Source organism: Chloracidobacterium sp. (assembly GCA_016720705.1).
Taxonomy (GTDB): Bacteria; Acidobacteriota; Blastocatellia; order Pyrinomonadales; family Pyrinomonadaceae; genus OLB17.
In genome coordinates, this window is sequence record JADKKB010000005.1 from 407,680 (window position 1) to 421,288 (window position 13,609).

The 13,609-nt window shown below is 53.2% G+C and carries 12 protein-coding genes; 9 read left to right on the top strand and 3 right to left on the bottom strand.

Annotated elements, in window-relative coordinates:
- From IPQ00_05070 to IPQ00_05080, 3 genes are all read left to right on the top strand, one after another.
- Positions 1 to 432: a GNAT family N-acetyltransferase gene (locus IPQ00_05070; GenBank protein MBL0239932.1), complete on the top strand. Its 432-nt coding sequence runs from the start codon at positions 1 to 3 to the stop codon at positions 430 to 432.
- Positions 433 to 536: 104 nt separating this feature from the next.
- Positions 537 to 2,078: a 2,3-bisphosphoglycerate-independent phosphoglycerate mutase gene (locus IPQ00_05075; GenBank protein ID MBL0239933.1), complete on the top strand. Its 1,542-nt coding sequence runs from the start codon at positions 537 to 539 to the stop codon at positions 2,076 to 2,078.
- Positions 2,079 to 2,173: 95 nt separating this feature from the next.
- Entirely contained in the window at positions 2,174 to 2,794 is a 621-nt protein-coding gene (locus IPQ00_05080; GenBank protein MBL0239934.1) for a thymidine kinase, read from the top strand.
- A 233-nt stretch (positions 2,795 to 3,027) separates the two neighbouring features.
- Here IPQ00_05080 and IPQ00_05085 read toward each other — a convergent pair whose 3' ends face one another.
- A complete protein-coding gene (locus tag IPQ00_05085) occupies positions 3,028 to 3,672 on the bottom strand; it encodes a hypothetical protein (GenBank protein ID MBL0239935.1) in 645 nt (214 codons plus the stop codon).
- Between the two features lie 164 nt (positions 3,673 to 3,836).
- On the opposite strand from IPQ00_05085, the gene IPQ00_05090 reads away from it, so the two are divergent.
- Complete coding sequence (locus IPQ00_05090; GenBank protein MBL0239936.1) at positions 3,837 to 4,565, top strand: hypothetical protein; 729 nt, start codon at positions 3,837 to 3,839, stop codon at positions 4,563 to 4,565.
- A 104-nt stretch (positions 4,566 to 4,669) separates the two neighbouring features.
- Here the strand turns inward: IPQ00_05090 and uvrC are convergent, their stop codons facing one another.
- Entirely contained in the window at positions 4,670 to 6,508 is a 1,839-nt protein-coding gene (gene uvrC, locus IPQ00_05095) for an excinuclease ABC subunit UvrC (GenBank protein MBL0239937.1), read from the bottom strand.
- A 542-nt stretch (positions 6,509 to 7,050) separates the two neighbouring features.
- Between uvrC and IPQ00_05100 the strand changes: the two genes are divergently transcribed.
- On the top strand, positions 7,051 to 7,524 hold the full coding sequence (locus tag IPQ00_05100) for a hypothetical protein (protein MBL0239938.1): 474 nt from the start codon (positions 7,051 to 7,053) through the stop codon (positions 7,522 to 7,524).
- Between the two features lie 42 nt (positions 7,525 to 7,566).
- On the top strand, positions 7,567 to 8,508 hold the full coding sequence (locus tag IPQ00_05105; GenBank protein ID MBL0239939.1) for a threonylcarbamoyl-AMP synthase: 942 nt from the start codon (positions 7,567 to 7,569) through the stop codon (positions 8,506 to 8,508).
- Positions 8,509 to 8,516: 8 nt separating this feature from the next.
- Here IPQ00_05105 and IPQ00_05110 read toward each other — a convergent pair whose 3' ends face one another.
- Positions 8,517 to 10,082, bottom strand: coding sequence for a hypothetical protein (locus IPQ00_05110; protein ID MBL0239940.1), 1,566 nt, complete (start codon positions 10,080 to 10,082; stop codon positions 8,517 to 8,519).
- 46 nt (positions 10,083 to 10,128) lie between these two features.
- On the opposite strand from IPQ00_05110, the gene IPQ00_05115 reads away from it, so the two are divergent.
- The 3 genes from IPQ00_05115 (at position 10,129) to IPQ00_05125 (ending at position 13,518) form a co-directional block, all read left to right on the top strand.
- Complete coding sequence (locus tag IPQ00_05115; GenBank protein ID MBL0239941.1) at positions 10,129 to 11,109, top strand: Gfo/Idh/MocA family oxidoreductase; 981 nt, start codon at positions 10,129 to 10,131, stop codon at positions 11,107 to 11,109.
- The gene (locus IPQ00_05120) at positions 11,106 to 12,221 is read left to right on the top strand and encodes a serine hydrolase (GenBank protein MBL0239942.1); all 1,116 of its coding nucleotides are present in this window, start codon (positions 11,106 to 11,108) and stop codon (positions 12,219 to 12,221) included. Before IPQ00_05115 ends, IPQ00_05120 begins: the two co-directional genes overlap by 4 nt.
- Positions 12,222 to 12,297: 76 nt before the next feature.
- Complete coding sequence (locus IPQ00_05125) at positions 12,298 to 13,518, top strand: VWA domain-containing protein (protein ID MBL0239943.1); 1,221 nt, start codon at positions 12,298 to 12,300, stop codon at positions 13,516 to 13,518.
- Positions 13,519 to 13,609 lie beyond the last annotated feature (91 nt).

A 13,609-nucleotide genomic window follows, 5' to 3' on the forward strand; every position in this document is an offset into this window, starting at 1 on the left:
ATGGAATGGCATCGCGACCAACTTACGATAAGCACCGACCGGTCGAGGCTCGACGTTGACGTCATCCAGCGGTATCTTAATGACGAATCGTACTGGGCTCGTGACCGTACACGCGACCAGACCGAGGCGGCGATCCGTCATTCCATCTGTTTCGGCTTATACGACAATGATCGCCAGATCGGTTTTGCACGGGTTGTGAGTGATCGGGCAACCTTCGCGTATATTGGTGACGTGTTTGTTTTGCAGGAGTTTCGCGGCCGCGGTTTGAGTAAGTGGCTGATGGAGGCGATGCTCGCTCATACGGAGTTGCAGGGACTCAGGCGCTGGTTACTTGCGACCCGCGATGCCCACGGCGTTTACAGCCAATTCGGGTTTAGCGGCCTTAAACATCCTGACCGCTGGATGGAGCTTCCGGCTCCTAACGCTTACTGAGAAAAAAGTTTAGCGACAGTCGGCACGCATCGTTTATAATATATTTTTGGCTTGCGTCTAAACGCAGTTATTCTTCAGCATTTTGTTTCCGACGACCGATCAAAATGGGAATTCCGAAAGACAGACCGCTTGCACTCATCATCCTCGACGGCTGGGGACACTCTGCCCGTAGTGAGGGTAACGCCATCGCTCTCGCACATACACCGTATTACGACGATGTATGTGCGCGATTTCCAAAAACAACTCTGACCGCGTCCGGCATACGCGTCGGACAATCGCCCGAATCCGCAGGAAATCCGGAGGTTGGCCACGTGAGTATCGGGACCGGACGGCCGGCGACGTCCGAGAGTTTTAGGATCGAAGATGCGATCCAAAGCGGCAGCTTTTTTGAAAATGAGGCACTCACACACGCATTTGCGCAGGCGTTTTCTAATGGCCGGCCCGTGCATCTGATCGGTATGTTGAGCGATGCGGGCGTCCATTCCTCGATCGAGACCATCTTTGGCTTGCTGCGAATGGCTAAGCGTTTCGGTGTGACTGACGTTTTTATTCACGGAATACTGGATGGCGTCGATGTGCCTAATCGGACGGCGGATATTTACGTCGAGGCACTTGAGATCAAATTAGCCGATATCGGAGTTGGCAGGGTAGCGACGCTCTGCGGACGCTACTTTGCGATGGACAGCCAGGGCAACTGGGAACGCACCGCACGGGCATACACGATGCTCGTCCACGCCGAAGGCGACCGGTCTGAGGATGCGGTGTCAGCGATCCGCAATTCGTTTCTACGCGGCATCACCGACGAATTTACTGCCCCGATCGTACTCGAAACCGAACTCGGGACTCCGGTCGCCCGTATTACAGAGGGCGACACGATAATCTACTTTAATCATCGTGCCGAATCGATGCGCCAGTTGGTCAGGTCTTTGTCCGTGCCGGACGCTCTCGGCTCCGCCAAGCCGACATTCAACTCTGTCTGTATGACGGAATACGATCAGGATTTTGGACTTTCTGTGGCGTTTCGGTCGGAAAGGTCGAGCAACGGCCTGACCGAGGTTTTGGCCTCCGCCGGGATCCAAAATGTGAAGATCAGCCAATCGGAGCGGTTTCCGCACATCACCTATTTCTTTAACGGCGGCAGAAATACCGAGCTCGAAGGTGAAAAGCACGTATTGCTGCCGACTCCACGTTCGGAAACGGCCGATCAGCAGCCCGAATCGCAAAGTTTCAAGATCGTTGATACTTTCATACACAATCTCGAATCTGCGCACGGCGGCGTGTACGTTGTAAACATTCCGGCCGGCGACCTCGCGGCCAAGACCGGCAAGATCGAAAAGACGGTGGAGGCGATCCAATATATCGACACTTGTATCGGCGGGATCGTCGAGCACGTCAGGGCCGCAGGCGGCGTCACGATAATTACCTCTTCGCACGGTAATTGCGAAGAAATGTCGGATGTCCTGTCCGGCGAACCTCACGGCACTTCGACGTCTAATCCGGTACCGTTCCACCTTATCGCTGATGGGCTAAATGGCACGGCACTTCGGAGCGGTGGGTCACTTGCGGACGTGGCACCGACAATACTGGCAATACTTGGCGTCGAAAAACCCGATGAAATGACCGGATCCGACCTTCGCACAAGCTGATCCGAGACATCACACAAAAATTCCACCTGCCGAATTCTCACATACCATATTTTTATCTATAATTGTGATTCCGCTCGATTTCAAGCAAACACATTATGGTAGAAGAATTTGCGTTCGATAACACCGAAGAACGCCGCAAAGTACGACAAAACGGAACAGGATGGGTCGAGGTGATCGCGGGATCGATGTTTTCGGGCAAATCCGAAGAATTGATCCGTCGTCTAACGCGGGCCCGCATCGCCCGTCAAAGGGTGCAGGTATTTAAGCCCAAGATCGACGCCCGTTATTCGCACGAGGAGATCGCCTCACACTCCGGCCAGACACACGATTCGACACCGGTTTCGACAACCGCTGAGATGATGGCTCAGGTGCTGGATGACACACAGGTGGTGGGGATCGACGAAGGACAGTTTTTTGATGCGGCGATCATCGACGCGGTCAATAAACTCGCCGCCGAGGGGCGACGAGTGATCGTCGCCGGACTCGATCAGGATTACACAGGTAAACCGTTTGACCCGATGCCGCAGTTACTGTCGATCGCCGAGTTTATCACCAAGACACACGCGATCTGTGTAAAGTGTGGTGCGACCGCTAACTACTCGCAACGAACCGTCGAGTCGGATGCCCGCGTCGAGGTCGGTGCCGCCGACAAATATGAGGCTCGATGCCGGATGTGCTTTATCCCGCACGCCGACTCGCCCACGCGTCACGACTAAGATCGAAGTTAATGTGAAGCGCAAAAAGAGGATGTCTGAAAAGTGAAAGTCACAGGAAATTGACGGCTACTTGACCGCAGATGATGCGGATAAAGCGGATTTCACGGATCGAGCAGATAAAGCGTTATCTTAATAACGGCTTTATCTGCTCGATCTGCGTTTAATTCTTCGTTCAATTTCCATAAATACTGACGTTTCGGACATCCTCTATTGCTTTGTGATATTCCCGAAAATTACTTCACGGCTTTCATTGAGTATAAGATCGCCGGGAAATCATCCGAGTGTTTGTCAAAGTTGCTGCCCTTGGTCGATGTCATAACGTTGAGTTGCTGTTTTTGTCCAAGATACGTTCGATAACCGATCCATTGATGTCTGCGGGGGCCCGACTTGTCTTCCGGCATCGTTTCGACAAATTCAACGCCGGTGACGCCGTCGATGTCGATGAGTCTGACCGATTCATATTTGCCGTTCTTCAACTGTTGCAAGGCTTGGTCGTGATATGCCTTGAGGCTGGTGTCCATCGGGAAACTATCAGGCATAACCGAGATATTTACCAAAAGGAACGCGTTGTCCGGCGACTGATAGTTGAATGATTCCTTCTTAACGTCCATTTTCTTCCAACTCGCCGGCAATTTCCACGAGAGCCCCTGATCGTCCCACTTCGTTTCGGTGCCGCCGTCCATAATCGCCTGTTGGCTCGCGGTCACTTTCGGCTTCTCAGCAGCCGATGACGATGTCCCCGGCGCGGTTGAGTTGCTTGAACTCGCCGTGTTTGAATTGGTTTCCGACGTGCCGCCGCTCATTTGCTTTAGCCGATCGCCGAGTCCGCAAAATGAGAAAGCAAAGAAGATAAGTCCAAGTGTAAGTAGTGATTTCATTCGAAAGCCTCCGTTTTTTTGTTTTGAATACCCAACATTGTCACCGCATTAGGCCAAAAATGCAATTGCTACGGCTTTTCGAAGGCTGTCGTGCGACCGCATCTGGAGCTCAAAGTTGCCGAAAACACCTGCGTCTTAGTACTATCTATGCAACCCATCAAATTATGAAAATTCGTTCAAGTTTCCTTACTCCCGCTGCGTGGCCTTTGCTGATCGCAGCCATTATTGTGGTTTTTGTCTCCACGGCAGGAGGCCAGACGTCAATCTTTGCGGTGCCGACCGCCGAGATCCACGACAAGGGTTCGTTTTATGTCGAGGCCGACCTTTTCGCTCACTTTGATAAATTCGAACGCGGCGGTTTTCGCTCATTTGGCCCCTCGGTCATATACGGCGTAAACAAGCGGCTTGAGGTCGGGGTCAATCTCTACGCGACTCAGGACGGCGGAACTACACAGTACGAACTTGAACCGAATATCAAATTTAAGGCTCTGGATCAGGAGAAGGTCGGGGTCGATGTCGCGGTCGGGGCGATCGCGTATCTACCGCTCGATCGATCGTCGGATACGCGGTCGTCGGCGATGCTTTATTCGGTCGCAACCCGGAAGTTTAGTTCGGCAAAAGACTTAGCTCTGACCGGCGGTATCTATCACGTTGTCGGCGGAACATCGGATATGGGGACACGCACCGGCGTCCTTCTAGGCGTGCAGCAACCGGTCACAAAGCGGCTCACGCTTTTGGCCGATTGGACGAGCGGAAAGAACCGTTTTGGCTATTCCAATGCAGGGATCGGCTATGATGTGACCGACCGGCAGTACTTTATGATCGGGTACGCCTTTGGTAATTCCGGACGTGCTAATAACTACCTGAACCTTTTTTACGGATTCACTTTTTGATAACTGAGAGCAAATAAACTTTCAATTGCCCTGCAAGACATTTCGGCTGCTATAGATCTTGGAATATAAGGCTGTCGAGCGGTGCCGGATCCGATCATCAACGGTTACGACTTGGCGAGTTTACGCTGCTCGTCAAAATGCCTAAAGATCTCAATGGCGGCCTTTACGCCAACCACCGGTCTTAGCTCGTTCACGTCTGCTTTGGCGATCCGCTCGATCGAACCGAAGTTTCTCAGCAACTTCATCTTGCGCTTATCGCCGATAAAGGGGATCTCAGATAACTCCGATGTGAAATCCCGCTTTTCACGACGTTTACGGTGAAATTCGATCGCCGTTTTATGTGTCTCTTCGCGGATGTGCAGAATCAGGCGAAACGCCAGCGAATTGCGGTCGAACGGTATCGGGCGATCCTCGTGGCCGAAAACCAGAAGGTGCGAGATCTCGTTATGGCGTTTCGGCGGTTTGACGAGGCCGACCAGCATTATCTGCTCGAGATCGAGAGATCGCATTGCTGCCGCCGCGGCCGAAAGCTGGCCTTTTCCGCCATCAATGAATACCAGTTGCGGCAGCGGTTTCTGCTCGTCGGTCATTCGTCGATAACGGCGAAAGACCGCTTCGTTCATCGAGGCAAAATCATTTGCACCTTCGACGGACTTGATGATAAATCGCCGATATCCGCCCTTAGCCGGCTTTCCGTTTTCAAACACAACAATACCGGCGACATTCTCGGCACCCGAGATATTTGATATATCGAACGACTCGATCCTCTCCGGGAAGTGAGGCATCTCCAGCAATTCCTGCAGTTCTTCGAGCACGAGTTTTGAGTCGGGCTTGAGAACGCGGAAACGCTGCTCAAATGCTACCTTTGCATTCGTTTCGACAAGCTCGACCAGACTGCGTTTGGTGCCGCGTTTCGGGTCAAGTATCTTCACACGCCGTCCGCGCCTATCTGTCAAAGCCCGTTCGAGCAACTCGCGGTCATTAAAATCGTGCGGCACGTGGATCTCAAGCGGCACATAGTCGGTCGAATAATATTGTGCGAGCACATCACCCATAAACTCTGACGGGTCAAAAGTATCGTCATCGACAAGGTCCTCCCAAAAAAACTCTCGGCGCCCGACGATGCGGCCCTCGCGCATCGTGAATAGCTGAAGTGCGAGTCGGTGCTGCTCGCGATAATATCCGATGATGTCGACATCCATATCCGCGGTCGTCGCCATCTTTTGCTGTTCGCTCAGTGCGAGAACCGTCCGATGCAGATCGCGGTATTTGGCCGCCAGTTCAAATTTGCTTTCTTCGGAATAGAGCCACATTCGAGCCTCGAGCGACTTTGCCAGATCCTTGTTTCGCCCATCGAGCAGAGTCTTGACGTCCGCCGCCGCCTCCTGATACTCCTTCTGCGAACAAAGGCCTTTAACACACGGCCCGAGACAGCGTTTGAGGTGGTACTCGAGGCACGGCCGCGGCAACTTTCCGTCGATCTCGATCTCGCAAGTACGGAGTTGAAACGCGCGATTGACAAGATTGAGCGTCTTGCGGGCCAACACAGCGGGCAGGAACGGGCCGTAATAGTGCGACCCATCGCGAATGATCCGCCTGGTAATGACGACCTTCGGGAAAGGCTCATTTGTTAGTTTCAGATGCGGATATGACTTGTCGTCCTTTAGCAGGACGTTGAATCGCGGCTTATGCTTTTTGATCAGATTGGACTCAAGCACAAGTGCCTCGACCTCGTTATCGACAACGATAAACTCAAAATCAGCGATGAGTTTGACCAGATTGCGAGTTTTAGGATCGAAGTTTCGGCTGGATTGGAAATATTGCCGGACGCGGCTACGCAAATTCTTGGCTTTGCCGATATAGATGATCTTGCCGGCGGCATTTTTATGGATATAGATACCCGAGGCTGTGGGCAGATCTTTTAATTTCTCGGCAATCGTCACTATTCTATCTTAACGTCTTGAAAGAGGATTTATCCACACTCGGTCGGTCGTCGTCGCTTAAATCCGATAATTTCGCTGTTGCAAAAACGCATGCCCAACCCTCGAAAGGTTGAGCATGCGGTTTGTTCCGGCTTTCGTGACCCTACATCTGAACTGCCGGAATCTGTAGGCCGATGAGATCGGCGATGTATATGAAACTGTCTCACCAGATCTGATCGTGCCTAAAATATTGTTTGATGATCCGACATTTTGTAAACGTCTGGTTCATCCAGCCTATACTTTCAGACGAAATAGTTCAGGCTTTTTGCATATAAACTGCAAAACTCTGCTGGTTTCCAGATGATGCGTACTTTTCTTACAGAATTACTCGCCGCGGCGAACGGGCGTGTAGCGATCGTCGTCAAGTTGATCCTGCCGTGTCCCCGCAATGAAGCGTATAAACCGTTGATGAGTTTCGTGCGATCAAGTTCGTATCCGCACCGAAAAATGCTAATATCTCGGTACAAAATCCCATACTATTTAGACTGGGCAGAAGAATGAAAATGCAAAACTCCGTTATCGTATTGATATTGGTTGGACTGTTAAGCCAACCCTTAGTGTCGTTTGGACAGTCGCGGACCAATGACGACTGGGCAGCACTGAAAACTCTCGCTGCCGGAACGCGTGTGTCGGTAGAAACCAAAGACGGAAAAATGCTAAAGGGCGATCTCGGGGTTGTTACAGAAACGGAAATCTCGATTTCTATCAAAGGCAAGGCAGAGACGATCGACATCTCGCGCGTCAAGTCAGTACATCGATATGGGGGCAGCACGATGGGCAAGACGATTGCGATCGGCGCGGCAATTGGTGCCGGAGCGGGAGTCGGAATTGGTCTGGGCGCGGTCGGGGCAACCGGCGGTAGCGACAATGTCGGAGCGGTTATCGCACCGATAGTCCTGGCCGGTGCAGGTGTCGGAGCGCTTCTTGGGGCTCTCGTCGGTAAAAAGAAGAAAATTCTTGTTTACGAGGCGAAATAGGGTCAGGCTTGGCACTCGGCGGACTTTTGTAGAAAACTCCTTTTGAAGACAGTAACAACCACATTACCCGAAGAAGCCGCAGCATTCATCAAATGTGGCGGCATTGTGGCGTTTGGTACCGAGACCGTGTACGGACTTGCTGCAAATGTGTTCGATGAAGTCGCGATCGCCAAAATATTTGAAGCGAAACAACGCCCTGCCGATAATCCATTGATCGCACACATATACGATCTGGTGCAATTGAACGATCTGGTCACAAATGTAACGGAATCCGCTCAGAAGTTTATCGACAACTTCTTCCCGGGCCCTCTGACCATCGTGTTAAAAAAGCAGGATCGTATCCCGATGAACGCCACCGCTGGCCTTGATACGATCGGCGTCAGGATGCCGAATCTCGATTCCACCCGGCGATTTCTTCGCTTGTGCGAAGTTCCGGTCGTCGCCCCATCCGCGAACATTTCCGGACGCCCAAGCCCGACCACCTGGCAAGCAGTACTCGAAGATCTGGACGGCCGCATAGATTGTATTTTGAAAGGCGACCCGACTCAGATCGGACTCGAATCGACCGTCGTAGATTGCACCGGAAAGGTGCCCGTCGTTTTGCGAAGCGGTTCGGTCTCGATCGACGATCTTCGCAGTGTCATTCCGGAAACTATCGCCGTGAGTGGCGACACGTCGGATGTTCCGTCCAGTCCGGGAATGAAACATAAGCATTATTCGCCGGTCGCACGTGTGATCATTGTCTCGGACGCGGCCGACGCTATCTCCGGACATCGAAATGCATACATTGGAATCGATGACGTCCCCGACGGATTTTCGATAAAAATGATCTGTCGCGACGTTGCAGAGTATGCCCGAGAGATATTCGAGTTTTTACGAGAATGCGATCGGAAAGGGATCAGAACAGTCTATTGCCAGTCGGTTTCCGACGCTGGCATTGGGACAGCGTTGATGGATCGACTCCGCCGGGCTAGCGAAGATTGACACCGAGACTATCTCAGTGACGATGCGACGATCGCGAGTTCGCCATTATCACGCAGCACCTCAGACTGAAGTTCCGGGTACCGCAAAAGTTCGGGTAGATACTCGTGCGGGACAAGCACCAATGTCGTCCGTTCACCCGAGCGTAGGATCTCGTCTTTGACCTCCGTCACGCCATACAATCGTTTCAGCTTTCCCGTTTCATCGCGAAGTAATCTGCCGTCCGCGTAAAACTCAGCATTGTGCGATGTGGTATGAAGGTTTACGACCTTCGTTGCGGCGTATCCGCGGTCACTCGCGGTCTGAAACAGGGAACGCGTCGAATCAAGCTCCGCAAATCGCGGTACGACAAACTGTATTAGAATGACGCTCACGATCGCGGTGCCAAAAGCTCCGGCAATGACCGCGTTTTTCCATTTTGCGGCATCGAGTCTCTGATACAAAAATACTGCTGTGATAAGGATCGCCGGAGGCACCGCCGGCAGGATGTAGCCAGGCAATTTCGATCCGGAAAATGAGAAGAACGCGAGCGGCACCATCAGCCAAACCAACGAAAAAGTCAAAAGTGGATCCGAGAGGAATGATGTAGCCGCCGTCGTTGATGAGCCATCCGGACTCTTTGCCCGAAAGGTATTTCGTATAAAGGTCCACGACGCCGCCAAAAACGCCGGCATCCACGGCAAAACCATCAGAGGGAGAACCCAAAAGAAGAAAATGAACGGCTGAGGATGCTGGTATTTGTTTGACGTGAACCGTTGAAAATGATGTTTAATGATAAATTCGTCTATAAACTCCCAACCGTGGAGTTGATACATCGGCAAATACCAGACCGCAGCGATCGCCGCGGCCAGCATTGTTCCCCAGACGATACTAACCAGAAATGACAGACTCGGCCACCTTCTCGAGAGCAAAAGATAGCCGCCGACCGTGGCAAATGGAAACACGATCCCGATCAATCCCTTGGCGATCAATGCAACGCCGATAAATAGATAGAACGCGACCAGTCCCGCGTACTTAGTTCGTGCCGATGCGGAACTGCATTGATCATAGACGAAGTATCCGACGAGCGATGCCGTCAATGGAAACGTGACGATGATGTCAAAACTCGCCCCGCGAGCAAATACGATGATCCCGAGCGATGTCGCCGCGATCAAACCTAACCAAAGGCCAAATCGTCCGACTTCTGCTGAACGACCGAGACGCGGGCGGCCTTGAGACGCCTCGTATCTATTGCCGAGCAGCACAAGACACGCGACTGTTCCGATCCCGAATATCGCAGAACCGAATCGTGCCGCAAACTCATTGACGCCAAATATCGAGTAGGCGGTCATCTCGAGCCAATAGAGCAGAGCGGGTTTTTCGAACCAGTGAGCGCCGCCGAGCGTCGGCGTGACCCAATCGCCGTTTTGCCACATTTCGCGGGCGACCTGAGCGTAACGCGATTCATCGGGACCGAGCAATGGGATCGTCAGCCCAAAAAAGTATAGAAAAATGACGACAAAGATAGCTCCGATCCAAAAGATCAGCGGCATTCGCTTTTGTTCGTGGTTACCGTGCTTTGTAATTTCCTGCATCATCAATAAGAATGTAAAGTATTGCTGAAAAGCAGCTTGTTATCAAATTATGAGCACAGTTCAAAAGTTACGTGTTGCCGCGATCGGCACCGGAAGTCTTGGCCGTCACCACGCTAGAAATTTGGCAGAGATCGCCGCCGCGGGACGTGTCGAAATGATCGGCATCTGCGATGCGGACGCCGCCACGGCTTCGCGTGTGGCGAACGATAATGGATGTTCGTCGTTTGCGGACTGGCGGTCACTGATCGGCAAGGTCGATATGGTATCGATCGCCACGCCGACCGAAACGCATTGCGAGATCGCGTGCGCATTCCTCGACGCCGGAGTTCATACCCTGGTCGAAAAGCCGATCGCTCTAACGCTTGCCGAATCCGATCGTATGATCGCCGCCGCCGCTGCGTCCGGTGCAAAGCTGATGGTCGGGCAACTCGAACGATTCAATCCGGCAATGGTCGCACTGCGGCCAAAGGTGGACAATCCGCTCTATTTTGAGATCCATCGCGTTTCACCGTTTCCAAACCGTTCGCTCGACGTTGATGTCGTTCTCGATGTAATGATCCACGACCTCGACGCGGTCCAGTGGCTTGTTGGAGCGGACGTCGCCGTTTCGGAGATACGTGCGGTCGGGATCCCTGTGATCTCTGACAAGGTGGACGCGGCCAATGCTCGGATCGAGTTTGCGAATGGAGCGGTCGCGAATATCACCGCATCGCGGATCGGTACGGAAAAGATCCGAAAGACACGGTTCTACCAGACCAATTCCTATGTCGTGCTGGATTACGCAACGAAATTTGCCTCGGTGACGTCCTTGAATCCGGAGGCTGCTCATCCGCTGCTCGGGATATCGATCGATCGGCTTAAGATCAATGACGTCGAGCCGCTCAGGGCAGAGATCGAGGCATTTTTCGACTCGATCGAAAGAGACGAACTGCCGCCCGTAACCGGCGAGGACGGCCGGCGAGCACTCGCCTTGGCGGTCGGAGTTTTGGAGAAGATCGAAAGCCACGCGTCAATGCTAAAACTAAAATGAAGATCGAAGCGATCTCAGATCTCCTGCTTGGGCGGATCGACGCCGGCGACTTTCCGTCGGCGGTCTATTTGGTAGCGCAGAACGGTGCCGTCGTCGCCCACGATGCAGTTGGGCGCGCGGTCGTCGTGCCGGAGGAGATCGACGCGCAGCCCGATACGATATATGATCTCGCCAGCATCACAAAGCCGCTGGTTACCGGCCTGCTCAGTGCCATTCTGATCGACCAGGGCGAGATATCACTGGATGACCGCGTTGCGGACCTTCTGCCGGATTTTGCTGCGGCGGATAAAAATGAGATCACCGTTGGGGAACTGCTGACGCACACATCTCGGCTCACCGCTTGGCTGCCGCTATATTTATGTGCCGATTCGCCGGACGATATCGTGGCTGAGATCGCTGATTCTGCGATGCTAACGGACGCCAACTCGGTCACCTACAGCGACCTCAATTACATCGCACTCGGTCGACTGATCGAACGCGTAACCGGCCGGACGCTGGATGACGCAGCGATCGAAATGATCTTTGAGCCGCTTTCGCTTAACCGCACATTTTTTTGTCCGCCGAGCTTCTACCTTCGCTCGACCGCCGCCAGCGAATGCGGAAACGGTTTCGAAAGGCAGACGTGCGAGCGTGACTTCCCGCAGTTGCCGATCAAGCCCAATGTACTGCGGAGTGAAATGATCTGGGGCGAGGTTCACGACGGAAACGCTCATTTTATGGGTGGTGTCTCAGGTCACGCAGGCTTGTTTTCGACGGCGGACAATGTCTTTCAGATCGCACACCAGTTTTTGCCCGAATTTTCAAAGCTCGTTTCGCCTGAGACCTGCGGCCTTTTTCAACGCAATTTCTCGCCGTGTGCCAATGAGCATCGATCCCTCGGATTTCAGCTTGCGACAACGCCGGAGTCGACCGCGGGCGTAAAAATGTCGCCCGAGAGCTTTGGCCATCTGGGGTTTACGGGCACCAGTCTATGGATCGATCCGGTCAAGGAAAGGGTCTTTATTCTGCTTACAAACCGGACCCATCACCGCGATCTGCCGTTCGTTTTGCTCAACTCGGTGCGGCGTCAATTCCACGATCTGGCCATCGCGTCGCTTGATGCAATTTCTTAGCAACGATTTTCTGCGATGAACAATCAAAGAGACCGCTTTGCAAAGGAGTTAGCAGCAGGGCAGGGATCGGATCAAGATGAAGAAAATTGCCCTTGGAATCCTATTTTTCGGCCTTTCGGTAAGCGTTGCGATGGCTCAGTCGACCAATTCGACACGGCCGCGAGTTGCTACGACGCCGGCACCGCCGACAATTTACAACGACTCCGAATCCAGAAGTGCCGGCGGCCCACCCGTTTTGCAAGGCGGTCGCAATGCTCCGTCACCGAAGCCGGACGCGAGTCCAACGCCGGACATTTTTGACGAAAACGAGGTGATCAAGGTCGAGACCAATCTGGTGACGATGCCGGTTTCCGTTCTCGATCGCGACGGCCGCTTTATATCGGGTCTTCGTCAGCAAGATTTTAAGATTTTCGAGAATGGCGTTGAGCAGAAGGTCGATTATTTTCAGTCGGTCGAGCAACCGTTCACCGTGGTTTTATTGATCGACGTGAGCCCTTCGACTCAATTTCGTATTGATGAGATACAGCAGGCGGCGATCACGTTCGTTGACAAGCTTCGTCCGGCTGACCGCGTGATGGTGATATCTTTTGACCAGAACGTCAATGTCTTGTGTCCTCCGACCAATAATCGCTACCAGCTTCGTGATGCGATCCGCCAAGCTCAGTTCGGCGACGGTACCGGTCTGTACGAGGCCGTCGATTACGCCATTAATCAGGAGCTCCGCCAGATACGCGGGCGAAAGGCCGTGGTGCTTTTTACTGACGGCGTTGATACAACCTCGAAAAGGGCGACGTCTCAGAGCACGATCAAGGATACCGAGGAGGTCGATGCCCTTTTTTACACCATCCGCTACGATACGTCCCGCGATATGGGCGGCGGCCAGACATTCCCGCAAAGTCGGCCGAGGGGCAGAGGCGGCCGTGTTACGCTTGCCGACATCCTCGCCGGCATCCTGGTCGGAGGCAATGTCAATGTCGGCTCAGGCGGTCGTGGCGGCGGCGGTCGGGGTAGCGGTGGCGGCGAATATGATATGGGCCGCAAGTATCTCGAGGCTCTGGCCGCCAGTAGCGGTGGTCGTGCATTCGAAGCATCGTCACTGCTGAATATCGATGCCGCATTTTCGGGAATTGCCGAAGAACTTCGCCGCCAGTACTCACTCGGGTATTATCCGGATGTGGTCGGCAAGGTCGGCGACCGTAAACAGATCAAGATCCGAGTGATGCGTCAGGACGTAGTCGTCCGGGCGAAAAACAGTTACATCGTCGGCCAGACCAATCGCACACTGGCAGGAAAGTGATCTGATATCGATCGATGTGTTAGACCGAGAAGCCGGGGTTTGCCCGGCTTCTTTTTTTACCTCGCGGCATCTTTTGGCTGTACGAACAGCA

What these genes read in the sequence shown, in the direction of transcription:
- IPQ00_05070 (MBL0239932.1), top strand. Translation starts at nt 1, where the DNA reads ATGGAATGGCATCGCGACCAACTTACGATAAGCACCGACCGGTCGAGG.
- IPQ00_05075 (MBL0239933.1), top strand. Translation starts at nt 537, where the DNA reads ATGGGAATTCCGAAAGACAGACCGCTTGCACTCATCATCCTCGACGGC.
- IPQ00_05080 (MBL0239934.1), top strand. Translation starts at nt 2,174, where the DNA reads ATGGTAGAAGAATTTGCGTTCGATAACACCGAAGAACGCCGCAAAGTA.
- IPQ00_05085 (MBL0239935.1), bottom strand. Translation starts at nt 3,672, where the DNA reads ATGAAATCACTACTTACACTTGGACTTATCTTCTTTGCTTTCTCATTT.
- IPQ00_05090 (MBL0239936.1), top strand. Translation starts at nt 3,837, where the DNA reads ATGAAAATTCGTTCAAGTTTCCTTACTCCCGCTGCGTGGCCTTTGCTG.
- IPQ00_05100 (MBL0239938.1), top strand. Translation starts at nt 7,051, where the DNA reads ATGCAAAACTCCGTTATCGTATTGATATTGGTTGGACTGTTAAGCCAA.
- IPQ00_05110 (MBL0239940.1), bottom strand. Translation starts at nt 10,082, where the DNA reads ATGATGCAGGAAATTACAAAGCACGGTAACCACGAACAAAAGCGAATG.
- IPQ00_05115 (MBL0239941.1), top strand. Translation starts at nt 10,129, where the DNA reads ATGAGCACAGTTCAAAAGTTACGTGTTGCCGCGATCGGCACCGGAAGT.
- IPQ00_05120 (MBL0239942.1), top strand. Translation starts at nt 11,106, where the DNA reads ATGAAGATCGAAGCGATCTCAGATCTCCTGCTTGGGCGGATCGACGCC.
- IPQ00_05125 (MBL0239943.1), top strand. Translation starts at nt 12,298, where the DNA reads ATGAAGAAAATTGCCCTTGGAATCCTATTTTTCGGCCTTTCGGTAAGC.